The sequence below is a fragment of the Streptomyces sp. NBC_01506 genome, assembly GCF_045040295.1.
Taxonomy (GTDB): Bacteria; Actinomycetota; Actinomycetes; order Streptomycetales; family Streptomycetaceae; genus Streptomyces.
In genome coordinates this window covers 8,061,045-8,086,337 of sequence record NZ_CP109422.1, presented here as the reverse complement: position 1 = coordinate 8,086,337, position 25,293 = coordinate 8,061,045, and the positions used below count along the sequence as shown (strand labels likewise).

The following is a 25,293-nucleotide window of genomic DNA, read 5'->3' as shown; positions in this document are numbered from 1 at the left end:
ACGGAGGGGCGATGAACGACGGCCGATGCGACCGCGCCCGTGCCCGTCGCGGATTGCTGATCGCGGGAATACTTCTGCTGCCCTTGGGGGCCGTCATGGCCGTGTGGGCGCTCTGGTCCGGGCCGGGTTCCCGGACGGTGACGGTCGCCAGCGAGGCGATGGAGCCCACGTACCGGCGGGGCGACCGCGTCACGGTCGAACGGTCCGACGGCGACGACATACGGCGCGGAGACGTCGTGCTCTACGAACTGTCGAAGCGCTACGGCGAACTGCCGGTCCTCCAGCGTGTCATCGGTCTCGGCGGCGATCGCGTCGTCTTCGCCGACGGCACGCTGACCGTCAACGGGGCAGCGGTCGGCGAACCGTATGTGAAGGACACGTCCGCCTGGCCGGCCACACCGCCCTTCGACGTGGACGTGCCCTCGGGCCGTATGTTCCTCATGGGCGACAACCGGGGGAACTCGAACGACTCGCGCTACTTCCTGAGCGAGGACTCCGGCACCGTACCCACCACCGCGGTCCAGGGCCGCGTACTCAAGGACGGGACCGACCCGCTGAAGCGGGGACTGGGTGTGGTGGTGGGCGTACTCCTCGCCGCCGGCGGGGTCATCTGCGTGGTGATCGGTTGGCCGACCCGGCGACGACAGCCCCCGCCGACGGCGTTCATCCCCTATCTGTGACAGCTACTGGTGACAACTACAGGTGACGGCCTCGGGTGCTCCGGCCTCGGGTGCTCCCGCCGCGGCGTCCGGGCGCTCGACCGACCCCGCGGCCGTCGTCGGTACGCGGCCGTGCAGCAGGAAGTACAACTGCTGCACGGACTCCTCCGGCCCGGCCGCGAACCGTTTGGCCACCTTCCCGATCGGATTCCACACCCGCCCGTCCGGCATCCGGACGCCCACCGGTTGACCGAAGAGTTCCCGCTGCTCCCGGTCGAAGTCCACCCACTGGGCACCGGCCCGTCTGACGATCACCTCACCCGCGTAGGCCCCGAGCCAGAACAGCTCACGCGCCACACTCCCCGGCTCCGGCCCGGCCCCGCGCAGCCCGTCCGTGATGCGGTCCACCACCCGCAGGCTCGCCACCGAGTAGTCCAGCGGCAGCCGGTTGCGCACCGTCACGCTCCTGATGAACTCGGCCACTCCCGCGCGTATCTGACGGGCCGACACCAGACGTCTGTGTTCCCCACGTTGCTCCGGTCTCCCACATTCCCCACCCGAACCCACCGCGGCCCCCAAGACTCGTTCGCGTCCGGGAGCCGTACACGGACACCCGGCGGGGAACCCCTGTTCGTTCCCTCCCCCAACCAAGCGAGAGGGCGTCCTCAAACGTCACTGCGACGCCAGGCGGCGTCGCGCGCGGTTACCCTTCGCGCACCGGGCCCGTGGTCGACCGGATGACCAGTTCGGGGTCGAAAAGCAGCTCGCCGGTCGGTACGTCGCGATTGCTGACCAGCGCCAGCACCCCCCGGCCGACCTCCAGGGCGAGACCGGACGCGGGCTGGCGGACGGTGGTGAGCGGCGGGTCGGTGAACTCCGTGATCATCGAACCGTCGTAGCCCACCACCGACACGTCGTCCGGCACCGAGCGCCCCAGCCGGCGGATGCCACGGATCGCGCCGAGCGCCATGTAGTCGCTGGCGGCGACGATCGCCGTGGCGCCGAGCTGGAGCAGCGCCCCGGCCGCCGCCTGGCCGCCCTCGACCGTGTACGACTGCCGGATCACCCAGCGTCCGGGGTTGTCGATGCCGCGCCGGGCCATGGAGCTGAGGAAGCCCTGGACGCGCTGGTCTGCGGGGTGGTTGCCGGCCGGGCCCGACGCCATACCGATGGCGCGGTGGCCCAGGCGGTAGAGGTGGTCGACGGCCAGTTCGGCGGCGAGGGTGTCGTCGGTGGAGTAGACGGGGGCCGGGACCCCGTCCGCGAAGACGCCGTTGATCCCGACGTAGGGGATGCGCCGGGCGCGCAGTATCTCGTACGTCTCGGTGTCCGCGCCCTCGACGGTGTTGGACGCCGACAGGAAGACGACGGCCGCGACGCCCTTGTCCGCCAGCGCGGTGATGAACTCGCGCTCCTGCACCCCGCCGGGAAAGGCGGGGCACAGGACGGTCTTCAGCCCGTGCGGCGCGAGCGCCGACTCCAGCCGCTCGGCGACATCGGCGAAGAACGGGTTGGACACGAACTCCGTGACCACCGCGACCAGTTGACCCTGCGTCGGCCGCTCGTAGCCGAGTTCGGCCATGGCCTGCTCGACCGCGTCCCTGGTCCGTTTCGCGACGCCCTGCCGCCGGTTGATCACCCGGCTGACGGTCGCCTCGCTGACCTGGGCACGGGCTGCGATCTCGGTGATCCCGACCTTCATCCCGCGCCTTCCGTGATGTGCAGTGTGGCCAGTCCCATCCGCGGTACCGGCAGTGTGTGCGGGCCGGCCGCGAGGCTCGTCCGGCTCCGGTCGATCATACGGCCGGACGGATGGTGGACGGTCAGTTCCACGGTGACGCGAGGCCCGGTGTTCTCCACCCGGACATGGTCGGCCGGGGCGCCGTTGACCAGGACCAACTCGCCGTACGCCGAAAGGTCCACGGGCACGACGCGCGTGCTGTGCACGTCCACGACACGTATCCCGTCCCCCGTCGAGTCCACCAGCGTGTAGAGATCGTCAGGGCGCCCCGGCTCGACGGTCCCGTCCAGCAGCACCCCGCGCAGCCGCCGCCATTCGGCGAGCCAGAAGGCCACCGATTCGCGCTGCTCGGCGGAGATCCGGTCGAGGCGTACGGAGATCTGCGGCACCGAGTGCAGGGCACCGATCAACTGCCGGGCCGCTGCCTCGACGGGGGCGTCCCGGTGCCACATCAGCATGTCGGACTGGACGGCGCCGCCGACGGCGAGCAGCGAGGTGTCCAGGGTGCGGACCCGGTTGGCCGTGGCGTCGGCCGGGCAGTCGAAGGAACGCAGCATGTTGCCGAACGGAGCCATGCCAGGTCCGGTGTACGGCTGGCGCAGCTCGATGAGCAGATCGGGGCGCGACTCCTCCAGGGCCGCCCGGACTTCGGTGAGCAGCGCGGTCATGGCCACGCCCACGTCGGGGATGTCCGCCGTGTCCGGGCAGGGGTGACCGCCGCCGGCCGCGTACACCATGGCCTCGTCCAGAAAGTCGATCTTGAGCCCGTCGAGCCCGTGATCGGCGACGACGCGCGTGCACAACTGGACGACATGGCGCCGCACTTCGGGCACGCGCGGGTCCAGGACATAGGCGCCGGGTGTGCTGCCGGGCGCGGGCGCGTACGGTGCCCAGCGCTCGAAGCAGTCGGCGTTCGGGCCGAGCAGCAGCGGCGCGATCCACACCAGATAGCGCAGTCCACCGTCCCTGACACGGGCCACATGACCGGCGAAGTCGGGGAACTTGGCGCGGTCGGGCCGCCAGTCGCCGCAGCCCGCGTAGCCGCGCCCGCTGCCCAGCTCCTGCCAGCCGTCGTCGAGGATCAGCACGCCGCAGCCGAGTTCGGCCGCGAGCGCCGCCTGGGTCTCCACCGAGTCGGCGTCGACGTCCTGGTTGAAGGCGTACCAGGTCGAGTACACAGGTGTACGGGCCGAGTCCGGCACCGGCATCGGGGTGATCTCGGCGGCGAACCAGCCCCGCAGGGCCCGCATCGCCGCCGCCACCGACTCGGCCCGTGGCACGAACAGCAGCCGGTGCGCCTGATTCGAGGCGGGCAGGCTGAGATGGACGACATGGGTGTCGTGCTCCTCGGAGACCCCGAACCGCAGCGCCAGTTCGGGCACCGGATCGGCCGCCGCGAAGGCGAGCATCGTGGCGCCCGCGTGGTCGTACAGACAGCCGGCGGCGTGTCCGCTGACCAGCGACACCCGCGCCCGGCCCGCCCAGTCGGCGAGGAGGGTACGGCGCCAGCCGCCGTCCGGATGCCAGTAACCGGCGGCGTCGCCCAGGGGCACGGAGAGCCGGATCTCGACCGGCGCGTCGTCGGCGTGTACGGACAACATCCGCGGGCCGCCGGGGAGTTCGGTCAGCTCCCACAACGGCTCGGGGCCGCCGGCGCCGGGCGCGAGGACCGCGATCCGTACGTCGTCGAGGAGCGGCCGGTACGGCGCGGGCGCCAGTTCGGCCGTGGTGACGGCCCCGGCGTCCGGCGCCGTGCCGAGGGGCCTGGTCAGGGGCTCCGGCTGACCGGGGGTCTGGACGGACTGCACACTTACTCCTTCACGGCACCGGCGAGCAGGCCGGAGACGAAGTGGCGCTGGAGCGCCAGGAAGACGATGGCCATGGGAATCGCGGCGATGGAGGTGCCCGCGAGGATCGCGCCGTAATCCGTGTTGTCGATCCCCTGCAAGGAGGCGAGGGCGACGGGGATGGTGAAGGAGGCCCCGTCGCGCAGCACGATCAGCGGCCAGATGAAGTCGTTCCACTGGTAGAGGAAGAGGAAGATGGCCAGCGCGGCGAGGCCGGGCTTCATCGGCGGGAGCGCCACTTTGAGGAACAGCCGCAGTTCACCGCAGCCGTCCATCCGGCCCGAGTCGAGGAGTTCGTCGGGCAGCGCGGCCATCGACTGGCGCATCAGGAAGATCCCGAAGGGCAGCGCGAGGTTGGGCATGATCACGGCCTGGTAGGTGTCCAGCCACTGGAGCTCGGCCATCATCTTGAACAGCGGCACGAGGGTGACCTGGCTGGGGATGACGAGGCCGAGCATCAGGAGTCCGAAGAGTACTTCGCGGCCCTTGAAGCGGTATTTGGCGAAGGCGTAGCCGGCCAGCGTGCAGACCGCCGCCGCGCACACCGTGTAAATCGTGGCGATCAGCAGGGAGTTGAGGATCACGCGGCCGAACTGCGCCGAGTCCTGGAGCGCGGAGAGGTTGTCCCCCAGATGTCCGCCCGGCAGCAGCGGCGGCGGGCTGTCGAAGATGTCGTCGGAGCTGTGGGTGGAGGCGATCATCAGCCAGTAGAAGGGGATCGCCACGGCGGCGAGGATGATCGCGAGCGAGGAGGTCAGCAGAATGCTTCTGCCGCGCGTCCGGTCTCTGGCTGTTCTGGCAGTTCTGGCGGTTCTGGCTGTCTTCAGCGTGGTCGTGGTCACGGCTTGTCTCCCAGCACACGGAACTGGATCACGCCGAGGATTCCGATCAGTACGGCGAGGGCGTAGGCGATGGCCGACGCGTAGCCGAAGTCGAAGTACGTGAAGGCGTTCTGGTACAGATACACACCGATGGTGAGCGTGGCGTTGTCGGGCCCGCCGCCGGTGAGGATGTAGGGCTCGTCGAAGATCTGAAGGGTGCCGATCGTGGACAGCACCGTGGTGAGCAGGAGCGCCGGCCGCAGCCCGGGGAGCGTCACATGCCGGAAGGACGCCCAGGCCCCGGCCCCGTCGACGGCCGCGGCGTCGTACAGCTCGCCGGGGATCGTCTGGAGCCTGGCCAGCAGGATCACCGCGTTGTAGCCGGTGTAGTGCCAGGTCAGCGCGAGGCCCAGGGAGAGCTTCGCCCACAGCGGGTCCGTCAGCCACGGTACGGCGTCGAGGCCGATCCCCGAGAGCAGCCAGTTGACCAGCCCGTACTCCTTGTTGAGGAGCACCGAGAAGATGATCCCGTACGCCACGAGGCCGGTGACCATGGGCATGAAGAAGCCGAGCCGGAAGACCGAACGCCCGCGCAGCAGAGTGGAGTTGAGGGCGACGGCGAGCCCGGTGGCGAGCGCCAGCATCACGGGGACCTGGACGACGAGGATGATCGCGGTGTTCTTCAGCGCGGTCCAGAACAGCGGATCGTCCAGGAGCCGGGAGTAGTTGTCGGCGCCGACGAAGGTGTCTACCCCGTCGATCGTCTTGTGGAGGCTGAGGACGAAGGACCAGCCGATGGGGTAGAGCTTGAACGTCGCGAACAGCGCGAGCGCGGGCAGTACGAAGAGGTACGGGGCCAGTCGCCGGCCCTGCCAGAGGCGGCGCGCGGCTCTCGGCGGGCCGGCCGGCGGGCGGCCCTTGTCCACCTCGGCGAGCGTGGCGGTCATCGTACGACCTTGCGCCCGGTCTGCTTGGCCAGTTGGTCGGCGGCGGCTTTGAGCACCGTGGCCGGGTCGGCGCCCTTGAGCAGCACCTTGGTCTGGGCGTCGGTGACGACCTTGAGCGCGCGGGCGTAGTCGGCCGTGTAGTTGAAGGCCGGTGACGGGGCGCGCAGGGCCTCGTAGAAGATCTCGCCCTTCTTCTGGCCGCTGAAGAAGGTCGACGGGGCGTGGAAGATCTCGTCCTCGTACGCCTTCATCAGGGCGGGCGCGATGCCCTGGTTCCGGTAGATCCTGACCTGGGAGGCGGGGCGTGTCAGCGCGTACTCGATGAAGGTCCAGGCGGCGGCCTGGTTCTTGCTGCTGCCCGCGACGGCGAGGTGGGTGGAGTTGACTGTGGCGGCGTTGGTGCCGCCCTGGCGTACGGCCGGAGGGAGGCGGACCTTCCACTTGCCGGACTCCTCGGGCACCAGGTCCTCGATGACCCCGCCGAACCAGGTGGGCCAGGGCAGTACGGCGGCGGTGCCCTTCTTGATCGAGGTCTCCAGCGCCGTCCAGCCGCCGGCCAGATCGCTGACGAGGCCCGCGTCGTTCATCGTCTTGATGATCGTCATGGCGCGGACGGCCTCGGGGGAATCGAGGGTGATGTCGCCGCCGGAGTTGAAGTAGAAGGTGCCCTGGAGCTGTAGCAGCAGTTGGAAGAAGTTGGCGGCGTCCGCCTCGGAGGCGGGCTTGTCGATGCCGAGCAGATGGGTGCCGGTCTTCTCCTTGATCTTCTTCCCGGCCTCGATGGTCTCGTCCCAGGTGCCCAGGGCGTCGGCGTCGACCCCGGCCTTGTCGAAGATGTCGGCGCGGTAGTAGAAGCCCGCCGAGTTGGCCTCCCAGGGCAGGGCGCTGACCTTGCCGCCCTTGCCGGACACGGTCTCCCACAGTCCCTGGGCGAAGGCGCCCTTGTACCTCTCGGCGCCCAGCGGGCCCAGGTCCGCGAGGCCGCTCGGGAACTTCTCGACGTAGCCCGGAAGGTAGTCGACGCCGATGTGCAGGACATCGGCGAGGCCGCTGCCGCCGGCCCCCATCGCGGTGGTGATCTTGTCCCAGATCGCCGGGTTGCCGATGTCCTGGACCGTGACCTTGATGTCCGGGAACTTCTTGTTGAACTCCGGTACCAGCGCCTTCAGTTGTGCGGCCGGGCCCTGCCAGCTCCACACCGTGATCGCGCCCTTGTCCTTGGCGCCGGCGGATCCGGCGGCGGCGGTGCCGCCCGAGCCCGAGCAGGCGGCGAGGCCGGTGAGACCGGCGCCGGCGGCGAGCGCGCCGCCTATTCGCAGCGCTCTGCGACGTTCGATGTCCATGGCTGACCCACCCCTGCTCACGCACCGTTGACAAAGCTGACAGGCCGGGACGCTAGCAAGACGCCAACTCAACTTGCAATGGTCAGTTGAAAGTTTTCTGCTGAGACAAACAATCAACTACGTCAGATTCATTGCAAGTCTTCAGTAGCCATTGCTAGCGTGCCGCCCGCCACGTCAACGAAGACCAGGAGTTCCGACGATGAGACCCGCCCGCCTGTCGCTTCTGTCCGCACTCGCACTGCTGGCGTCACTGACGCCGCTCACCCTGGGACACGCCTCGGCGGCTCCCGCCTCGCCCGCCTCGCCCGCCTCCCCCACGGCGGGCCCGTCCCCGGCCAAGGCCCCCGCCCTGCTGGCGATCGCCAACCCCGGCCTCGAACAGGGCGCCGACGGTTGGGAGTTCACCGCCGGCACGGGCGTCGCCACCAACAACCCGCACGGCGGCGCACGGCTGCTCTACCTCGACGCGGGGGCGGGCAGGAAGGTCTCCCAGACCGTGACCGCCGGCGGCCGCGGGATGTACGACATATCGGCCTGGGTCTCGACGGGCGGCCCCGCCGGCCGGTACGTCGCACGCGTCAACGGCACCGAGGTGGCGGCCAAGACCCTGCCCGGCGCCTCCTCCTACCGCCGCCACACCCTCAGCCGGATCGCCCTCGACCGGGGCGACAGACTGGAGATCGCCTTCGAGTCCGGCGACGGCTGGATCAACGCCGACGACCTGATGGTCTCCCCGTCGTCGCCCGCCGACCCCCGGATCAGCTCCTCGGACCCGAAGATCGTCGAGATGTTCGACTGGTCGAAGCGCAAGGCCAACAGTTGGGTCCATCTGCCGGGCACCGAGGGCCCGCTCAATGTGGACGAGAACAACCTGCCCGGCACCGGCTCGGGCGTCTACGCCCCGTCCTACTGGGCGGGCTACGCCAACCGCAGCGGCTACTACTCGCGCGACATGGCCCACCAGTTGGCCGGCGCGAGCGTGCTGGGGCTCGACGCCGAGAACAAGGCGATGCTGCGCTCGTACGCCGCCTCCGCCACCGCCGAGCACAAGTACTACCCGGTGTGGGCGCTCAACTTCGACGCCACGACGTATCTGTCCATCGACTACAAGTCGCCCGACAACTTCGTACGCGAGGTGCCCGCCACCTTCGAACTCGTACAGAAGGCCGAGGAGGCCTACCGCTGGAGCGGCGACCGCGCGTACGTGGACGACCCGGCCCTGTGGAACTTCTACCGGCACGCCACGAACGAGTTCGTCGAGCTGCACGACGGGCTGAAGGACAACGGGTCCGTGAAGGTCGCCGAAGGCACGGGCAAGGGCATCTTCGAGGGCGCCGCCAGCTACAACGAGCAGAGTGACGAGCCGCTGGCCGAGGCGGGCGACGCGATCGGCTCCCAGTACCAGGCGTATCTGGCGATGGCCTCACTCGCCCGCGGCAAGGGTGACCGCGCGCTGGCCGCGGCGTACGACAAGAAGGCCAAGGCCCTCAAGGAGTACTTCAACTCGACCTGGAGCGGGGACGGTTCGGGCGCCGACATGGTGCGCGGCTACACCACCGACGGCGCGCCGCTGACCGGCTGGGGCAAGGAGAACAGTTGGTTCATGCCGATGAAGCAGATCATCGAGCCGGGCGCGCGCAACGAGGCGTATCTCGACTACATCGACGAGCAGGCGTCGGGCGCGGGCAAGCCCGGCAACATCGAGGCCATCTCGTATCTGCCCGACACGTTCTTCCGCAACAACCGTCAGGACACCGCCTGGAAGTGGATGACATACGTCTACGACCAGAAGGACATCCAGCACGTCAACGCCAAGCAGGGCACCAACGGCGACTATCCCGAGATCTCCTTCACGCTGCTCGGCCAGACCGTGGAGGGCCTGATGGGTGTCACGCCGAACGCGCCGCAGCGCGCCCTCACGACGGGGTCGCGGCTGCCCTCGGGCATGGACTGGCTGAAGATCGACGATCTGGCCGTCGGCGACAACACGTTCAGCCTGCGGCACGACGGGGCGAAGAAGTCCACACTCACCAACTCCTCGGGCCGGTCGGCCTATTCGTGGGAGGCGCGCTTCCCCGGCAGGTACTCCACGGTCAAGGTGAACGGTCAGACGCGCAAGGCGCGGACCAAGGTCGTGGACGGGGTGACGTACACGTACGCCTCCGTGTCGGTGGGCCGGGGACGGACGGTGACGGTCGAGGTCCGCTGAACCACCGTACGTCGGCGGGTAGTTGGGCAGGGTCACACCAACACACGAACACGGGCCGGCGGTCCGTCGCGAGAGGAGCGGCTGTGGGAAGAGCCGTCGTGGGGCGAGCGGTCAGGGTCGGGCGTCGGAGGCGAGGCCGATGGGCGCGGGTGCTGGCTCCGGTGGTGCTGGCTGTTCCCCTCAGCATGGTGGTGCCGGCGCACGCCGGTACCGATGGCCCCGACGGGGCGCGCCGCACCGTCGTGGAGGTCACCGACTTCGGCGCCGATCCGCGCGGCAGGCGTGACTCCGCCGCCGGTATCCGCGCCGCCGTCGACCACGCGAAGAAGGTCGACGGACCGACCACGATCCACTTCTCGCCGGGCACGTACCAGATCTGGCCCGAGCGGACCGCCAAGCGGGAGCTGTACGTCAGCAACACCTCCGGCACCGACCAGAGCGTCAAGACCAAGAACATCGGCATCCTGATCGAGGACATGGCCGACGTGGTGGTCGACGGCGGCGGATCGACGCTGGTCAACCATGGGTACCAGACCATATTCGCCGCCGTCCTCTCGACGGATGTGCGGTTCACCGACTTCCGTCAGGAGTGGGTGGCTCCCAAGACCGTCGACCTCACGGTGAGCGACACGGGAGTGGACGACGGCCGGGCGTATCGCACCGTCACCGTGCCGAAGGCGTACGGCTACACCGTCGACGGCACGACAGTGAACTGGCGGGGCGAGCGCAGCCCCACTACCGGTGAGCCGTACTGGACCGGGTCCAACTCGTTCAACTACACGCAGGTGCACGACCCCAAGGCCAACAAGACCTGGCGTACGGACAATCCGGTGTTCCACAACGTCGCGGCCATCACCGAAATCGGTCACCACCGGCTGCGGATCGAGTACGAGAACGCCACCGCGCCCACGGACCGGGGGTACGTCTACCAGATGCGCGAGACCACCCGGGACACCCCCGGCGGTCTGTTCTGGGAGTCGAAGAACGTCACGGTGGACCATCTGGACCTGGGCTATCTCCACGGGTTCGGGCTGGTCGGCCAGCTCAGCGAGAACATCACGATCGACTCGGTGAACTTCAAGGCCGACCGCGAGTCGGGCCGGGTGACCTCCGCCTTCGCCGACCACATCCAGATGTCCGGGGTGAAGGGCAAGGTCCGGATCTCCAACAGCCTCTTCGACAACCCGCAGGACGACCCCATCAACGTGCACGGCACTTACCTCCAGGTGACGTCGGCCGAGGCCGACTCGCTCAAGCTGAGCTATATGCACCGCGAGACGGCGGGCTTCCCGCAGTTCCACCCCGGCGACGAGGTGGAGCTGGTCGACAAGCGCACGATGCTCGCCGTGCCCGGCGCCACCGCGACCGTGCTCGCGGTGGACGGTCCGAGCGGCGAGGCGGTGCCGCCGGGCGAGGAACCGGCAAGCTATCTGCGGGAGATGACGCTCGCCGTCGACGCGCCGCTGCCCGCCGAGATCGCGGCCGGCCCGGACAACTACGTCGCCGAGAACACCACGTACACGCCGAGCGTCGAGATCGTCGGAAACATCTTCCAGGCGGTGCCGACGCGCGGCATCCTCGTCACCACGCGCCGGCCCGTCCTGATCGAGGGCAACCGGTTCGACGGTATGAGCATGGCGAGCATCTACATCTCCTCGGACGCCTATCAGTGGTTCGAGTCGGGCCCGGTGCGCGACGTGACCATCCGCGACAACGTCTTCGACCGGCCCGCCAGCCCGGTGATCTGGTTCGATCCGACCAACCGCGAGACCGTACCGGGGACCCCGGTGCACCGTGGTGTGCTGGTCGAGGACAACACGTTCAACATGGCCGGGGGCACCCTGGTGTCCGGCCGTGGTGTGGGTGATCTGACCTTCAGGGGCAACGACGTCAACCGGTACGCGTGGGTGACCCTCAAGGGCGGCACCGACCCGATGCGCGTCGGCGACACGACAGCGCTGACCGCCGAGACGCTGCCCGCGAGCTACCCGGCGCCGCTGTTCACCTTCGACGGGGCCGACGACATCACGGTCGCGGACAACGACTACGCGGCCGGCTTCAACCGGCGGATCGACAGCCGGGACATGGACGCGGACGAGATCACGGTGACGGGCGACGACCTCGCCCGCAACGAGGACAACCAGAGCGCCGATCCCGTCACCGTCACGTACACGAGCAGCGACCGCCGGGTCGCCAGGGTCGGTGCGGACGGCACTGTCACGGCGGTCGGCAACGGTACGGCGCTGATACGGGCGCATGTCACGGTCGGGGGCCGCGCGGCCGCGTCCGACCCGGTCCGGATCAGGGTGGTGAGGAGCTAGGCCGACTCAGACCCGACCGCAGCCCCGAATCCGCACATCTGAACGAGCGATCACCCGTTGGGGTATCCCGGGGCCGCGGGCGCCGGCCACCAGGCACTCTGCTGTCAGGGGGCGGGCACGGACGTGCCCGCCGCGGGGCGGAGGGTGGGGACGGTGCGCGTGCCACAGGGCATCCATCATGACCGGGACAGTGCCGGCGGGGGCGGTCCGGTGCTCCTGCTGGCCGGTCTGGCCGATCTGGCGCTGAGTACATGCGGGTCGGCGCTGAAGGCCGCGAACGGTCTGCTGGGCCGGTCGGACATCGGCGCCCTGGCGGCGCAGGGCCGGCAGGACCTCCAGGCACGCGGCCGACTGGCCATCGACCGGCTCGGCGACCAACTGGGGGGCGGCGACGGCAACGGCTCGGGCTCGGGGGGCGAGGCGCACATGGAAGTGCTCGCGCGCCAATCGCACCGCCGCGTCGCCGGCGGCGGCCCCGGTGTCTGACCCCTGCGAGCCGACGTCGTTGAAGTCCCGCGTGGACCGGGAGCTGGAACGGTTCGTGGCGGCCGAGGCCGACGCGCTGCTCGCGCTGGACGACGAACTGGCGCCCCTCGTGGACGTACTGACAACCGTGACCGCTCGCGGTAAACGCCTGCGGTCGGCGTTCTGCTACTGGGGCTGGCGTGCCTCGGGACAGCCGGACAGCGACGCGATGGTACGGGCGGCGGCGAGCATGGAGCTGGTCCACGCCGCCGCCGTCGTCCACGACGACATCATCGACGACAGCGCCCTGCGGCACGGCCTGCCGACCGCCCATGTGGCCCTGCGCGAGGCGTTCGCGCACGGAGCGGACGGATCGCCCCCCTCGCGCCGCAAGGCGCGGGCGCGGTCGATGGCGATGCTGGCCGGCGACCTGCTGATGTCGTGGGCCGGCCAGATGTTCACCGACTGCGGCCTGCCCGCCGCGTATCTGGGGCAGGCCCGGGGCCTGTGGGCGGTGCTGGCCCGGGAGTTGATAGCCGGGGAGGCCCTGGAGATCCTGCACACCGAAGGCGCGGCCGACGTACGGCGATCGCTCAAGGTGATCCGCTACAAGACGGCGAAGTACACCGTCGAGCATCCTCTGCACATCGGCGCCGCACTCGGCGGCGCCGACCCTTCCCTGCGGGAGGTCTTCACCGACTACGGGCTCCCGCTGGGAGAGGCGTTCCAACTGCGGGACGATCTCATCGGTATGTTCGGCGACCCCGCGACCACGGGCAAGTCGAACACCGACGACATCCGCGCCGCCCGCCCCACCGCGCTCCTCGCCCTCGCCCAGCAGGCGGCCACCCCCGCCGAACAGGACGAGTTGACGAGTCTCCTCGGGCGTCGCTCCCCCACCGCCCCTCAACTGCGGCGTGTACGGGCCGTCGTGGAGCGCACCGGGGCGCGCGCCCGGGTCGAGGACATGATCGCCGAACGGGTCGGGCACGCGGTCGGCGCGCTGGACGGCGCCGGGCTTCCCGAACTCGCCCACCGGTCCCTGACCCGGCTCGCCACCGCGGCCACCAGCCGGCCGGACTGACCACCGTCCGACGCCGCTTCTGAGCCCCCCCACTCCCGAAAGGGTCGCCCGTGGCCTACACCGAACAGTCCCTCGACGCCCTGCGCCGGACCGGCGACGAACTGGCCGACGCCACCGTCGCGACCCTCTTCGAGCGCGGCGAGGTGGGCACGTTCAACACCCTCATGCGGTACGTCTCCACGGTCGGGCAGCCACTGCCGGACGGGCTTCCGGAGGTGGCCCGTGAGTATCTGCACCGGACCGCCGCCCCGCCCGCGTGGGTGGACTGGGACGAGATGGAGAGAGCGCGGCTGTTCTTCATCGACAACAACGTGCACATCTCCACCGCGCTGTCCTTCGCCTCCATGCCCGCGTGTTTCCTCGTACCGCATGTGGCGAAGCTGCTGTCGGCGAGCCATTCGCTCAACTTCCCGTCCAAGCGGATGGCCGAGACCGGGCAGTTCACGGTCTATCTCATGCGGCCGGACGCCTTCGAGGCGGGCAGCCGGTTCGTCCCCGCCGTCCAGAAGGTCCGGCTTCTGCACGCGTCGATCCGCCATCACCTCGCGCGGGAGGGGCGCTGGGACGTGGCGAGCCTGGGCACGCCGATCTGCCAGGAGGACATGATCGGCGGGCAGATGATGTTCTCCATCCAGGTCCTGGACGCCCTGCACCGCCTCGGCATCCATATGAGCACGGAGGGGGCGAATTCGTACTACTACGCGTGGCGCGTGGTGGGTGCCATGCTCGGTGTCGACCAGGCCCATGTGCCCCCGGATCTGGAGGCGGCGCGCCACTTCTCGGACCTGTACATGACGCGCCACATGGGCCCCAGCGAGGAGGGCGCCCATCTCACCCGCCAACTGATCGATCTGTACGAGGAAGTGGTGCCCGGCACCCTCCTGGACCCCGTCGTCTCCGCCCTCATCCGGCATCTGATCGGTGACACGTCCGCCGACTGGCTTCAGGTGCCCCGCACCCGGTGGGACACGCTCGTCAAGGCGGTGCCCATGTTCCTGAACGTGCTGGAGACCGTCGAGGACCACTCCCCGCTCGGCGCCTGGGCCCTGGATCGCCTCGGCCACCTCACCACCATGTTCGAACTCTCTTCCCTCACCCGTGGCCGCGTCATGCACTACGCCGTTCCTGAGCGGTTGAAGAAGGAGTACGGCCTGTCCTCCACCGTCCCTCGCGGCCACCGCTGGACTCCCCCGGCGCCCACGGTGCGCGCGTGAACGGCAACTGATCCGCCTGCCTGTTCGTCTTGATGAACACGATCAAGCGGATGGGAAGCCATGGTGAAGGACACAGACGGGACGGCGAGCGTCGGGTCGCCGTGGACGCGGGGCCGGGTGCTCGCCGGGCTCTCGGTGCTGACGGCCGCGCTGCTGGTGTTCCACCGGGCCGTGCCCAACGTCGCCGGGAACGTGGGCAGTTCGCTGGAGGCGTTCCTGCCGTGGCTCGGTGTGGCGGTCGTGGTGCTGCTCGCTCTGGCGCTGCTGCGCCGTTCGGCCCTCGCGCTGGTGGCCGTGCTGCTGCCGGTGGCGGCGTGGACGTATCTCTTCGGCGGGCTGTTCCTGCCGGGTGCGGCGTCCGACTCGTACGACCTGGTCGTGGTGCAGCACAACGTGAGCGACGAGAACACCGACCCGGCGGGCACCGCCCGCGCGCTGGCCGAAGCCGAGCCGGATCTCATCGCGCTTCAGGAGTTGGTGCACCCGGAGCTGGCGGTCTACGAGAAGACCCTCGCCGCCGACTATCCGCACCATGCGGTCCGGGGCACGGTCGGGCTCTGGTCGAAGCATCCGCTGAGCGGCACACAACCGCTGGACATCAAACCCCGGGCCATCGCGGAAGGGTGGAATCGCGGGCTGCGGACCGTGGTCCACTCCCCGTACGGCGAGATCGCGGCGTACGTCGCGCACCTGCCGTCCGTCCGCTTCGGGGTGAGCGGCCTCGCGTCGTCCTCGCGCGACGAGAGCGCCGGGCTGCTGGGCGAGGCCGTCGCGGCCGAGCGGACGGGAGCGGTGATCCTGCTGGGCGACCTCAACGGCACGGTCGACGACCGGGGGTTGGGCCCGCTGACGTCACGGATGAACACGGCGGAACGGGGCTTCGCTTTCAGCTTCCCGGCCGCTTTCCCGGTGGCGCGGATCGACCAGGTCATGGCCCGCTCGGCGACCGTCGCCCATATCCGCACGCTGCCCGCGACCGGCAGTGACCATCTGCCGGTCGCCGCCGGGATCACGGGTCTTGGCTGAGGAATCGGCTTGATCCGGAGGGGCGATTTCCCCGGGAAGTCCTTGAAACTTTGAGAAAGTCTTCCGGGGCTTGAACGCCGCGTCCCAGCGGTGCGTACCCCCTCAAGAACCGGCCGCCGGAGCCGGCCACGGACAGGGAGCAGAGACATGACGGGAACGCAGGGCACCGCGCGGCCGGCCACGGGCCGGACAGTGGCGCGCCGTACGGTCGTGGCGGCGGCGGGCGCGGCCGGCCTCGGCGCGGCACTCGTCGCCTGCGGCTCGGACGACTCGTCGTCGGAGCCGGCCGCTCAGGAACCGGCGGGCAAGGACGACGGCGCCAACGGTGACGGCGGCTCCGCCGGGCAGGGAGAAGTGCTCGCCAGGACCGGCGACATCCCGGAGGGCGGCGGCAAGGTCTTCGAGTCCAAGGGCGTCGTGGTCACCCAGCCCTCGGCCGGCCAGTTCAAGGCCTTCTCCTCCGAGTGCACGCACTCCGGATGCACGGTCGGGAGCATCTCGAACGGCACCATCACCTGCCCCTGCCACAACAGTCAGTTCGACGCGTCGGACGGCAGCGTGAAGAAGGGCCCCGCCACCCGGCCGTTGGGAGCGGCGTCGATCTCGGTGGACGGAGACGAGATCAGACTCGCCTGACCACGCGGCCGACGAGCCACCTACCCCCTACGCCGCGTCCGCCGCCGTCACCACCCTTGCCGCTTCCTCCAACGCCTCGACCGCCGCCCTGATCGACGGGCGCCGGTCGGCGTCGGCACGCCACACCGCGTACACGTGCCGGAACATCTTCTCCCGGACGGGCACCGCCACCACGCCCTGGGGCAGCCGCCCACGCCCCAGCCGAGGCGCGACACAGACCCCCAACCCGCTGGCGACCAGCTCCAGTTGGGTGTGCTGCTCGCCCGCCATGTGCTCGATCCGCGGCTCGATCCCCTTCGCACGCAGCGTGAACATCAGCCACTCGTGGCAGAACTCGCCCATCGGCCAGGACACCCACGACTCATGGGCGAACTCCTCCAGGTCGACGTCCCGCCGGTCCGCCAGCGGGTGATCGGCCGGCATCGCCACATCGGCCGCGTCCTGAAGCAGGGACGCCCGCGCCAGCCCGCCGGGCACGGGCAGCCGTTTGTTGTTCCAGTCCAGTACGACGGCGAGATCGAGGTCGCCCCGCAGCATCTGGCGGATCGCGCCGTCCGGGTCCAACTCCCTTGAGCGCACCCGCAGATCGGGATGCGCCTTGCGCAGCGCGGCGAGCGCGACGGGGAACAGACCACGGGCGGCGGTGGGAAACGCCGCGAGCCGCACCTCGCCGACCGCCTGGCCACGCTGCGCCTCGATGTCCGACTGCGCGAGTGCCACCTGGGAGATGATCCGCCCGGCGTGATCGGCGAGCAGGCGTCCCGCGTCGGTGAGCCGGACGCCGCGCCCGTGCTTGGCGAGCAGTTGCTGGCCGACCTCCCGCTCCAGCTTGGCCATCTGCTGCGAGACCGCCGAGGTGGTGACATGGAGTCCGTCCGCCGCGCCGCTCACGGAGCCGTGCCGGGCGAGCGCGTCGAGGATCCGCAGCCTCTCCAGGTTCAACATGTAAGCGATGCTACGCGAACAGGTCAAGAAATTCTTGCTTGTCCTAAGAGGTTCCGGCCCTCATGGTTGCCGTATGACCCCAGCGACCCCGCCTCGCCGCCCCACGATCGACTGGCGCATCCGCTTCGGTGCGCTCTCGCTGATCTGGGGCTTCAGCTTTCTGCTCATCAAGGTCGGCACGAACGGCTACGCGCCGTTCCAGGTGACCTTCGGCAGGCTGTTCTTCGGTACGGCGGTCCTGGCCGTCGCGATCGCGGTACGGCGCGAGCGGCTGCCGCGCTCCATCCGCACCTGGGGCCATCTGGCGGTGGCCGCGTTCTTCCTCAACGCCGTGCCGTTCTCGCTCTTCTCCTACGCCGAGCTGACCATCCCGACGACCCTCGCGAGCATCTGCAACGCCGCGGCACCGCTGTGGGGCATGCTGCTGTCGCTCGTCGCGCTCTCCGAGGACCGCCCCACCAGGCGCCGCGTCGGCGGTCTGGGCCTCGGCTTCGTCGGCGTACTGACCGTACTGGGCGCCTGGCAGGGGTTCTCCGGGCTGGACTTCACCGGTACGGCCATGGCTCTGCTGGCCTCCCTCAGCCACGCCGTCGGCTGGATCTATGTGCGCCGCACCCTGGCGGCCAGCGACAGCTCGCATATCGCGCTCACCGGAACCCAGTTGTTCCTGGCCACGGTCCAACTGGCCGTCGTGACACCGCTGTTCACCGATCTGCCGACGTCCTTCCCGATGGTGCCGCTGTTCGCCGTCGTCGCGCTCGGCAGCCTGGGAACGGGGCTGGCCATGCTGCTCCAGTACGGCATCGTCGCCGAAGTCGGCCCGACGACCGGTCAGATGGTCACCTACTTCATCCCCGTCATCGCGACGGCCGCCGGTGTGGCGGTCCTCAATGAGCCGCTGCACTGGAACACCCCGGTCGGCGCGGTCATCGTGCTCGTCGGCGCCGCGCTCACCCAGGGCAGAAGCAAGAGCCCCCGCGCCACCCAAAAGCCCACACCCGCACCCGAGCCCAGGCCCGCGCCCGAGCCCGCCGCTCAGCCGTAACTGCGCGCCGGCGCGGCCCCCGCCGCGTCGGCCACCGCGTCCGCGACCGACCCGATGTCGTCCCGCGTCATGCCCGAGACCGTCAGCCGCACGCCGGGCGCCGCCGCCAGCCGGAAGCGCGCCCCCGGCGCCACCGCCCAGCCCGCGCGCAGCAGCCGCGCCACCGCGCCCGTCTCCTCGGCGACCGGCACCCACACGTTCATCCCGCTGCGCCCGTGCGCTTCGACCCCCCACTCCGCCAGTGCCCGCACCAGCGCGTCACGCCGCTCGCCGTACGCGCGCGCGACGTCACGGGTGTCCACCGCGCCGGCCGTCCACAGCTCCACGACCGCCTGTTGCAGCAGCCTGCTCACCCAGCCGGGACCGAGCCGCTGACGGCCCGTCACCCGGTCGACGGTCACGGCGTCCCCGGTCAGCACGGCGATCCGCAGATCGGGGCCGTACGCCTTCGCCGTCGACCGGACGAGCGCCCAACTGTCCGTCACCCCGGCCAGCGGATACAGCGGCTCGTCGACGATGCGGTGACCGTGGTCGTCCTCGATCAGCAGTACGTGGGGATGGGCCGCCAGCACCGTACGCAACTCCCGCGCACGGGCCTCGCCCACCACCGCGCCCGTCGGATTCTGCGCCCGGTCGGTGACGACGACCGCCCGCGCCCCGGCCCGTAGCGCCCGCTCCATCTCACCGGGCAGCGGCCCGTCGTCGTCCAGCGCCATCGGTACGGGCCGCAGCCCGAGCGCCGGCACCAGGTCGAGCAGGGCGCCCCAGCCCGGGTCCTCGACGGCGACGGCGTCCCCGGGCCGCAGATGCGCGGCCAGGACACGCTCGATCGCGTCCAGCGATCCCGAGGTGACGGCGACCGGCCCGGCGGGCACGCCGTCCTCGTCCAGCCCGGCACGGGCGAGCCGGGCCAGCTCCGGCAGGACGGCGGCGTCCCCGTACCGCCCCGGCCGCCGATCGTGGCGCCGAGCCGCGGCCGCGAGCGCGTCGTGCAGCGGCGGCAGCAGGGCCGGATCCGGATTGCCGTCCGACACCTCCCGTACGCCCTCGGGTGCGTCGACCCCGATCGAGCCGCGCGCCGTGCTCGACGGGCGCGCGCGCACGCGGCTGCCCCGGCGGCCCGCCGTCTCGATCACACCACGGTCGCGCAGCGTGCGGTACGCGGCGGCCACCGTGTTCGGGTTGACGCCCAGCTCCAGCGCCAACTCCCGCAGCGGGGGCAGTGGTTGGCCGGGCGCCAGATGTCCGGCGCCGATCCCGCGCTCCACGCTCGCGGAAATCTCCGCCGCGCGCCGCCCTGTGATCCGATACTCTCCTAGCACAAAGAACACTATGCACTAGCACAAAGGAGAGCGCAATGCCGGAGCCCACCTCCTCCCCCTCCGCCTATCGGCCCACCGACCGCACCGTCCCCACCCGCTCCGCCGACCGCGCCTCGTACGACCGCGAGACGGTGCACGGGATACTCGACGCGACCTACCTCTGCCACCTCGGATTCGTGCGCGACGGCGCTCCCGTCGTCCTCCCCACCCTCTACGCGCGGGTCGGCGAGACGCTGTACGTCCACGGATCGACCGGCTCCCGGCCGCTGCGGATGGCGGGCGACAAGGCGGACCCGGGGCTCGCGGTCTGTCTGACGGTCACCCATGTCGACGGCCTGGTGCTGGCCCGCTCCGCCTTCCACCACTCGATCAACTACCGCTCCGTCGTGGTGCACGGCACCGCCTACCAGGTCACCGACCTCGACGAGCGGCGGGCCGCGCTGGACGCCGTGGTCGAGCAGGTGGTGCCCGGCCGCTCCCACGACTCACGGCCCGCCAACGCCAAGGAGCTGGCGGCCACCGCCGTACTGCGCCTCGATCTCGCCGAGGTGTCCGCCAAGATCCGCACCGGCGGCCCGAACGACGAGCCCGAGGACCTGTCGCTCCCCCACTGGACCGGTGTGGTGCCCGTCGTACGCGGACACGGCACACCGGTCCCGGCCGACGACCTGGACCCGGCCATCGGCCTGCCCGACTACCTCTCGCCGCTCTGAGTCACGCGAGGACCGCCGCCTTCCGGCGGTCCGACGCGAGGCGCGCCTCCGCCGTGGCGAGCCCCACCACGGCGGCGAGCAGCAGCAGCGTCCCCACCACCGTGGCGACGGTGAGCTGTTCGTCCAGGAGGGTGACCGCGATGACCGCCGCGCTCACCGGCTCCAGCAGCATGATCACGGAGACGGTCGCGGACCGGACGACCGCCGCGCCCGCGAAGTACAGGGCGTACGCGAGGGCCGTGGGCACGGCGGCGACGTACAGCAACAGCCAGAGCACCCGCGCCGGTTCGGCCAGGTGCGGCAGCAGCCCCTCGCCGGCCGCGAGCGGCAGCACGCACAGCGACGCGACGGCGAAGGCCCCGGCGGTGGTGGACAGGGAGTCGACCTTGCCGCCGTCGCGGCCGAGCCGGCGGGTGAGCAGGGTGATGGCCGCGTAACCGGCCGCCGCGAGCACCGCGTACGCGATGCCCACGGGACGTACGGTCGCACCGTCGCCGCCGAGCACCAGGACGGCGAGTCCGGCGAGAGCGCCGACGACGGCGGCCAGACCGCTGCCGCCGAGCCGTTCGCCCATGGTCAGCCGCGCGCCGAGCGCGATGAGAACGGGGCCGGCGCCGAGGGTGACCACGGTGGCGACCGCGAGACCGGTCTCCTCGACCGCCGCGAAGTACGCGCTCTGGAAGACCGCGAGGCCAACGCCCGTACCCACAACGCGGATCAGTCGGCGGCGGCGCGGCTCGGCGGCCGTCTCCCGCGGAAGGGACGCCGCCGCGCGCCTGCGGCGCAGCGCCAGCGGACCCAGCAGCAGGACGAGCCCGCCGACGCAGCGCCAGAAGGAGAGGGAGAGCGGACCGATGTCGCTGACGCGGTAGACCAGCGAGGCGGCGGCGCCGGCGGTCCCCCAGGCGACACCGGCGACGACAAGATAGAACAGGCTGCGGCCGACCGACAGGCCAGGGGCGGCGGACGAGACGGATGATGCGGAAATCGACACGTGACTTCTCCGTGTGAAGAACGGGTTGGTGGTCGCTCACTGCGTCTCGCGGGCAGCGACGAGCCGCTCGGGGACTGCCCGAGCCCGGTCTTCGTCAGCGGATGGCCGCCCGCGGTCAGACGGCGGGAGGCGGAAGCACTGTCAGTCGCATGATCGGCAGCTTATGTCGCCGTCCGTCCGGCGGACAACCCATCGCCCTCACCGATCACTTCGGGCACGTCAGCCCCGTCAGCCCCGTCGGCCGGTGCACCACCCCTCGCCGCCGACGTGGAGGTCTGGGCGATGAACGCACCGACAAGCACCACGAAACCGCCCAGGATCTGCGGCGCCGACAGGTGCTCGCGCAGCAGGACCCAGGCGAGCACGGTCGCGATCACCGCCTCCAGACAGGCGATGACCCCCGCCACCTGCGGCGAGAGTCTGCGCACGCTGACGACGCCCGTGGCGTACGCGAGCACGGTCGCGATGAGCACGATCCACCCGAGCAGCAGCGGTGCGGCGATCTGTGACCCGCCCATGTCGGCGTGGCCGGCCAGGAGCGAGAAGTCCATGCCCCAGGGCCGGGCGACGACGGTGAGTACGAGTGTGCCGATGAGCAGCCCGTACGCGATGACTCCCAGCGGGTCGACGGCGTCGGCCGGGTCCGCGGGGTCACCGCCCTGGTCGGACAGCAGGAAGTAGCCGACCTGGCAGAAGGCGGCAGCGAGCGCCAGCAGCAGACCGATCACATCGAAGGAGAGCCCGGACCACACCTCCACGACGCAGGCGAGTCCGCCCACAGCCAGGACCACGCCGACGGCGGCGGCGCGGGTCACGGGCCTGCGCCGGACGAAGCGCACCCAGAGCAGGACCAGCGCCGGTGCCAGGTACTCCACGAGCAGCGCGACACCGACGGGGATACGGGAGAGCGAGGCGAAGTAGAAGGCCTGCACGCCCGCCACGGCGAACAACCCGTAGCCCGCCAGCAGCGCGGGCCTGCGGCGGACGAGGTCCCGGTGGCGCCAGGCGAGCGGCAGCATCACCAGCGCGGCTCCGGCGGCCCGGAGCCAGACGACATGCAGCGGATCGAGCCCCGCTTCGATCAGCGGCTTGGCCGCGACACCTGATCCACCGAACGCGAAGGCCGACACAAGCGCGAGTCCCAGGCCGACGCTTCTCCCCTGAGACGCGTGCATGAGCACATCATGTCAGTCGCGGTCAGGAGCGTCGGCACTTTTTGCGCCTGTCGAGACGGGCCGTGACCGCGGGCTTCGTGACCCGTCACACTCCGTGAGCCGCGTCCGCGATACGGCTGGTGAGTGCCCGCGCGTCCACTCCCGCCCGCTCCAGCACCTCGACCGCGCGGCAGGCCCGGTCCGAGGCGAGCGCGGTGAGCAGATCGAGACCACCGGCCCTCGGCGCCCCGCGCAGTCGGGCCCGTTCGATGGTGCCTTCCAGGACGGTGACGGCCGACGGGGACCAGCCGGGGACGCCGCGCACCGATACGACGGGAACCGCGCCCGAGTCCTCCACCGTCCCCTGCCAGCGCAGCCCGTATCCGATGCTCCGCTGGACGAGATAGCCGAGGACGCGGGCGACCTGCGACCCGCCGTCGAACGCCGCGCGCACCTCGGAATCCGACTCCAGCAGTGAATGGAGCAGATGGGCGGTGTCGATCTGCCGGTCACCGTCGCGGTGGGCCCGCCTGCGCGCTCCCGACACGACGGCCGCGAGCGCGGCGGAGAGTCCGGCGTCGATGTCCGCGCGGATCGAGACGGCGGAGACAACGGTCGAATCGGACTGTTCGGGCAACCACGGGGTAGGGCTCTGCACCCTCCCACCTCATCACCGGGCCGGTGGAGAACGCATCCCCGGCGGGGAGCATTCGAGCATCCCACCGAAGTTGGGTACAGCGGTGCGCCCTCTCCTCCTTACGAATGAGATCCGGCGCCGACGTGCCCGAGGGGGCGCGCGCCGCCTTGCCTCACACCCGTGACGCAACCGCCGCGCGAGAGCGATCGTCCCTCAGGTACGACGATGGCGCGACGACCGCAGGAAGGGGTGGCCGATGTACTGGATGGTCGCCCTGCTCGCGGTCGACGGACAGCAGTACGTGTACCGCGTGTACGCGCCGGCCGACGCCCTGCGCGGTGATGTCTTCTGGGCGGCGTTCCACTGCCACGACGAGGGCCCGCACCCACGGGCGAGCGACCGTTTCGACTCGGCGGAGTTCTGGCGGCTCCTGCCGGCGGCCCGCACCTGACGCCCGGACACGCCGAAGGGGCCCCGCGACGATCTCGTTGATCGTCGCGAGGCCCCTCGCGAGCGGTACGTGGCGGACAGGCGCCCGCCGCCCGGTCCGGCCCGGTCCGGCTCAGTCCTCGTCGGCGAGGATCAGATAGAGCTTCTTACGGGCGTCGTTGATGACGGCGAGAGCCTTCTGGCGCTGGTCGGCGGAGCCGGTCTTCCAGACCTGCCCGAACGCCTCCATCAAACCGAAGCCGGCCTGCCGGATCTCGTTCATCGTCTCCCAGTCGACCCCGCGCCCGGCCTCTTCCCACGGGGCGTCGGGCCCCGACTCGGCCTCGGTACGGCCGGCCTCGGTCAGCGTGAACAGATTCTTGCCGCCCTCGCTGCGGCTGGCGATGAGACCTTCGTCCTCCAGAAGCTGGAGGGTCGGGTAGACCGAACCGGGGCTGGGGCGCCAGGCGCCCGAGCTGCGCTCGCCGATCTCCTGGATCATCTCGTAGCCGTGCATCGGCCGGTCCTTCAGCAGCGCCAGGATCGACGCGCGTACGTCGCCGCGCCGCGCCCGGCCCCTGCCTGGGCCACGGCCTCGTCCGCCGCCCCCGAAGGGGGGCCCGAAGTTCGGCCCGAACGGCCCGAAGGCCGCACGCCGCCCCTGGGAGTCACCCCGACCTCGATGGCCGGGCCCGCACTGCCCATGTCCGTGATGTTGCTCGTGTCCATGTGAACGCATTGCTACGCTCCTTCCATCAGTGATCAGTCGCGAGTCTGTCGCGATGGCTCAACGATATATCGGTATAGTTCGTTTGGCAACAGCCTTGGCAACCGTCTTCGATGCCAGTCGTCCCGTATTGGCCTTGGCCTGCGACGTCCGCGCTCTCCTACGGTCTGGGGCATGCGCATCCGAATCGTCGACGCCTTCACCGACCGCCCCTTCGCCGGCAATCCGGCGGGGGTGCTGCTCCTTGAGTCCGGGCCGTTCCCGGACGACACCTGGCTCCAGCGGGTCGCCAGGGAGGTGCACCTCTCGGAGACCGCGTTCGCCCATCCCCTGCCGCCCGGCGGCCCGGCGGACTGGGCGCTGCGCTGGTTCACCCCGGCGGCCGAGGTCGACATGTGCGGGCACGCCACACTCGCCACCGCCCATGTCCTGCACGGGTCCGCACTCGCGACCGGCGCGATCCGCTTCGCCACGCGCAGCGGCGTACTGGGCGCGACGGCGCACGACGACGGCCGACTGACTCTCGACTTCCCCACGTCGTCACTGACCCCGGTCGCGGTCCCGGACGGCGTCCCCGCCGCCCTGGGCGCGGCTCCGCTCTCGGTGCACGACACCGCGGTCCACATCGGGGATCTGCTGGTGGAGCTGGCCGACGAGCGGACCGTACGGGAACTGACCCCGGACATCCGGTCGCTCGCCGCCGTCTCGCGGCGCGGCATCGTCGTCACCGCGGCGGCCGAGGACCCGGACCGGGGCTACGACTTCGTGTCGCGCGGCTTCTTCCCCAACGTCGGCATCGACGAGGATCCGGTGACGGGCAGCGCGCACACGGCGCTCGCCCCGTTCTGGTCGGCGCGGCTCGGCCGTACGGAGCTGACCGGTCTCCAGGGGTCCGTCCGCACCGGTCTCGTCGTCACCTCACTGCGTGGCGCGCGGACGCTGCTCACGGGCCGCGCGGTCACCGTCATCGACGGCGAACTCCTCGCGACCCCGTGAGTCCCCCGATGTGATCGC

24 protein-coding genes are annotated in these 25,293 nt (G+C 70.7%); 12 read left to right on the top strand and 12 right to left on the bottom strand.

Annotated features, from left to right (window positions below; translation table 11 throughout):
* Positions 1-11: 11 nt before the first annotated feature.
* Positions 12-680: a signal peptidase I gene (gene lepB, locus OG329_RS36290; protein ID WP_405800905.1), complete on the top strand. Its 669-nt coding sequence runs from the start codon at positions 12-14 to the stop codon at positions 678-680.
* A gap of 3 nt (positions 681-683) precedes the next feature.
* On the opposite strand, the gene OG329_RS36285 is transcribed toward lepB, so the two are convergent.
* The 6 genes from OG329_RS36285 to OG329_RS36260 form a co-directional block, all read right to left on the bottom strand.
* Positions 684-1,169: a hypothetical protein gene (locus OG329_RS36285; protein WP_405800904.1), complete on the bottom strand. Its 486-nt coding sequence runs from the start codon at positions 1,167-1,169 to the stop codon at positions 684-686.
* A 193-nt stretch (positions 1,170-1,362) separates the two neighbouring features.
* Positions 1,363-2,361: a LacI family DNA-binding transcriptional regulator gene (locus OG329_RS36280; protein ID WP_405800903.1), complete on the bottom strand. Its 999-nt coding sequence runs from the start codon at positions 2,359-2,361 to the stop codon at positions 1,363-1,365.
* A complete protein-coding gene (locus tag OG329_RS36275) occupies positions 2,358-4,208 on the bottom strand; it encodes a glycoside hydrolase family 36 protein (RefSeq protein ID WP_405800902.1) in 1,851 nt (616 codons plus the stop codon). Before OG329_RS36275 ends, OG329_RS36280 begins: the two co-directional genes overlap by 4 nt.
* Positions 4,209-4,210: 2 nt before the next feature.
* Complete coding sequence (locus tag OG329_RS36270; RefSeq protein ID WP_405800901.1) at positions 4,211-5,089, bottom strand: carbohydrate ABC transporter permease; 879 nt, start codon at positions 5,087-5,089, stop codon at positions 4,211-4,213.
* Positions 5,086-6,015 carry a carbohydrate ABC transporter permease gene (locus tag OG329_RS36265; RefSeq protein ID WP_405800900.1) on the bottom strand — a complete coding sequence of 310 codons (930 nt, stop codon included), beginning with the start codon at positions 6,013-6,015 and terminating at the stop codon, positions 5,086-5,088. The genes OG329_RS36270 and OG329_RS36265 overlap by 4 nt, the downstream gene beginning before the upstream one ends.
* The gene (locus OG329_RS36260) at positions 6,012-7,358 is read right to left on the bottom strand and encodes an ABC transporter substrate-binding protein (protein ID WP_405800899.1); all 1,347 of its coding nucleotides are present in this window, start codon (positions 7,356-7,358) and stop codon (positions 6,012-6,014) included. The genes OG329_RS36265 and OG329_RS36260 overlap by 4 nt, the downstream gene beginning before the upstream one ends.
* Before the next feature lie 199 nt (positions 7,359-7,557).
* Here OG329_RS36260 and OG329_RS36255 point away from each other — a divergent pair, with 199 nt between their 5' ends.
* From OG329_RS36255 to OG329_RS36225, 7 genes are all read left to right on the top strand, one after another.
* Positions 7,558-9,567: a hypothetical protein gene (locus OG329_RS36255; RefSeq protein WP_405800898.1), complete on the top strand. Its 2,010-nt coding sequence runs from the start codon at positions 7,558-7,560 to the stop codon at positions 9,565-9,567.
* Between the two features lie 164 nt (positions 9,568-9,731).
* Positions 9,732-11,888, top strand: a complete 2,157-nt coding sequence (locus OG329_RS36250; protein WP_405800896.1) for an Ig-like domain-containing protein — start codon at positions 9,732-9,734, stop codon at positions 11,886-11,888.
* Between the two features lie 153 nt (positions 11,889-12,041).
* Positions 12,042-12,374 carry a hypothetical protein gene (locus tag OG329_RS36245; RefSeq protein WP_405800895.1) on the top strand — a complete coding sequence of 111 codons (333 nt, stop codon included), beginning with the start codon at positions 12,042-12,044 and terminating at the stop codon, positions 12,372-12,374.
* Positions 12,367-13,437 (top strand): polyprenyl synthetase family protein, encoded by a 1,071-nt coding sequence (locus tag OG329_RS36240; protein ID WP_405800893.1) that lies wholly within the window; start codon positions 12,367-12,369, stop codon positions 13,435-13,437. Before OG329_RS36245 ends, OG329_RS36240 begins: the two co-directional genes overlap by 8 nt.
* Positions 13,438-13,487: 50 nt before the next feature.
* A complete protein-coding gene (locus OG329_RS36235; RefSeq protein WP_405800892.1) occupies positions 13,488-14,651 on the top strand; it encodes an oxygenase MpaB family protein in 1,164 nt (387 codons plus the stop codon).
* Positions 14,652-14,711: 60 nt separating this feature from the next.
* On the top strand, positions 14,712-15,677 hold the full coding sequence (locus OG329_RS36230) for an endonuclease/exonuclease/phosphatase family protein (protein WP_405800891.1): 966 nt from the start codon (positions 14,712-14,714) through the stop codon (positions 15,675-15,677).
* Positions 15,678-15,824: 147 nt separating this feature from the next.
* Complete coding sequence (locus OG329_RS36225) at positions 15,825-16,313, top strand: Rieske (2Fe-2S) protein (protein WP_405800890.1); 489 nt, start codon at positions 15,825-15,827, stop codon at positions 16,311-16,313.
* Between the two features lie 27 nt (positions 16,314-16,340).
* Here the strand turns inward: OG329_RS36225 and OG329_RS36220 are convergent, their stop codons facing one another.
* Entirely contained in the window at positions 16,341-17,258 is a 918-nt protein-coding gene (locus tag OG329_RS36220) for a LysR family transcriptional regulator (protein ID WP_405800889.1), read from the bottom strand.
* A 73-nt stretch (positions 17,259-17,331) separates the two neighbouring features.
* Here OG329_RS36220 and OG329_RS36215 point away from each other — a divergent pair, with 73 nt between their 5' ends.
* The gene (locus tag OG329_RS36215; RefSeq protein WP_405800888.1) at positions 17,332-18,303 is read left to right on the top strand and encodes a DMT family transporter; all 972 of its coding nucleotides are present in this window, start codon (positions 17,332-17,334) and stop codon (positions 18,301-18,303) included.
* Here the strand turns inward: OG329_RS36215 and OG329_RS36210 are convergent.
* Complete coding sequence (locus tag OG329_RS36210; protein WP_405800887.1) at positions 18,294-19,625, bottom strand: aminotransferase class I/II-fold pyridoxal phosphate-dependent enzyme; 1,332 nt, start codon at positions 19,623-19,625, stop codon at positions 18,294-18,296. The genes OG329_RS36215 and OG329_RS36210 overlap by 10 nt on opposite strands.
* A gap of 35 nt (positions 19,626-19,660) precedes the next feature.
* Here OG329_RS36210 and OG329_RS36205 point away from each other — a divergent pair, with 35 nt between their 5' ends.
* Positions 19,661-20,338, top strand: coding sequence for a pyridoxamine 5'-phosphate oxidase family protein (locus tag OG329_RS36205; protein WP_405800886.1), 678 nt, complete (start codon positions 19,661-19,663; stop codon positions 20,336-20,338).
* 1 nt (position 20,339) lies between these two features.
* On the opposite strand, the gene OG329_RS36200 is transcribed toward OG329_RS36205, so the two are convergent.
* From OG329_RS36200 to OG329_RS36190, 3 genes are all read right to left on the bottom strand, one after another.
* Complete coding sequence (locus OG329_RS36200) at positions 20,340-21,332, bottom strand: DMT family transporter (RefSeq protein ID WP_405800885.1); 993 nt, start codon at positions 21,330-21,332, stop codon at positions 20,340-20,342.
* 161 nt (positions 21,333-21,493) lie between these two features.
* Entirely contained in the window at positions 21,494-22,507 is a 1,014-nt protein-coding gene (locus tag OG329_RS36195) for an EamA family transporter (protein WP_405800883.1), read from the bottom strand.
* 85 nt (positions 22,508-22,592) lie between these two features.
* Positions 22,593-23,144, bottom strand: coding sequence for a Clp protease N-terminal domain-containing protein (locus OG329_RS36190; protein WP_405800882.1), 552 nt, complete (start codon positions 23,142-23,144; stop codon positions 22,593-22,595).
* A 235-nt stretch (positions 23,145-23,379) separates the two neighbouring features.
* Between OG329_RS36190 and OG329_RS36185 the strand changes: the two genes are divergently transcribed.
* On the top strand, positions 23,380-23,574 hold the full coding sequence (locus tag OG329_RS36185; protein WP_384321491.1) for a hypothetical protein: 195 nt from the start codon (positions 23,380-23,382) through the stop codon (positions 23,572-23,574).
* 111 nt (positions 23,575-23,685) lie between these two features.
* On the opposite strand, the gene OG329_RS36180 is transcribed toward OG329_RS36185, so the two are convergent.
* Positions 23,686-24,291: a PadR family transcriptional regulator gene (locus OG329_RS36180; protein WP_405800881.1), complete on the bottom strand. Its 606-nt coding sequence runs from the start codon at positions 24,289-24,291 to the stop codon at positions 23,686-23,688.
* Between the two features lie 162 nt (positions 24,292-24,453).
* Here OG329_RS36180 and OG329_RS36175 point away from each other — a divergent pair, with 162 nt between their 5' ends.
* Positions 24,454-25,275: a PhzF family phenazine biosynthesis protein gene (locus OG329_RS36175; protein ID WP_405800879.1), complete on the top strand. Its 822-nt coding sequence runs from the start codon at positions 24,454-24,456 to the stop codon at positions 25,273-25,275.
* Positions 25,276-25,293: the final 18 nt, after the last annotated feature.

Bases quoted from the DNA above. Each gene is read 5' to 3' on its own strand.
- lepB (WP_405800905.1), top strand. From the start codon at position 12: ATGAACGACGGCCGATGCGACCGCGCCCGTGCCCGTCGCGGATTGCTG.
- OG329_RS36280 (WP_405800903.1), bottom strand. From the start codon at position 2,361: ATGAAGGTCGGGATCACCGAGATCGCAGCCCGTGCCCAGGTCAGCGAG.
- OG329_RS36265 (WP_405800900.1), bottom strand. From the start codon at position 6,015: ATGACCGCCACGCTCGCCGAGGTGGACAAGGGCCGCCCGCCGGCCGGC.
- OG329_RS36260 (WP_405800899.1), bottom strand. From the start codon at position 7,358: ATGGACATCGAACGTCGCAGAGCGCTGCGAATAGGCGGCGCGCTCGCC.
- OG329_RS36255 (WP_405800898.1), top strand. From the start codon at position 7,558: ATGAGACCCGCCCGCCTGTCGCTTCTGTCCGCACTCGCACTGCTGGCG.
- OG329_RS36230 (WP_405800891.1), top strand. From the start codon at position 14,712: ATGGTGAAGGACACAGACGGGACGGCGAGCGTCGGGTCGCCGTGGACG.
- OG329_RS36225 (WP_405800890.1), top strand. From the start codon at position 15,825: ATGACGGGAACGCAGGGCACCGCGCGGCCGGCCACGGGCCGGACAGTG.
- OG329_RS36220 (WP_405800889.1), bottom strand. From the start codon at position 17,258: ATGTTGAACCTGGAGAGGCTGCGGATCCTCGACGCGCTCGCCCGGCAC.
- OG329_RS36215 (WP_405800888.1), top strand. From the start codon at position 17,332: ATGACCCCAGCGACCCCGCCTCGCCGCCCCACGATCGACTGGCGCATC.
- OG329_RS36205 (WP_405800886.1), top strand. From the start codon at position 19,661: ATGCCGGAGCCCACCTCCTCCCCCTCCGCCTATCGGCCCACCGACCGC.
- OG329_RS36195 (WP_405800883.1), bottom strand. From the start codon at position 22,507: ATGCACGCGTCTCAGGGGAGAAGCGTCGGCCTGGGACTCGCGCTTGTG.
- OG329_RS36185 (WP_384321491.1), top strand. From the start codon at position 23,380: ATGTACTGGATGGTCGCCCTGCTCGCGGTCGACGGACAGCAGTACGTG.
- OG329_RS36180 (WP_405800881.1), bottom strand. From the start codon at position 24,291: ATGCGTTCACATGGACACGAGCAACATCACGGACATGGGCAGTGCGGG.
- OG329_RS36175 (WP_405800879.1), top strand. From the start codon at position 24,454: ATGCGCATCCGAATCGTCGACGCCTTCACCGACCGCCCCTTCGCCGGC.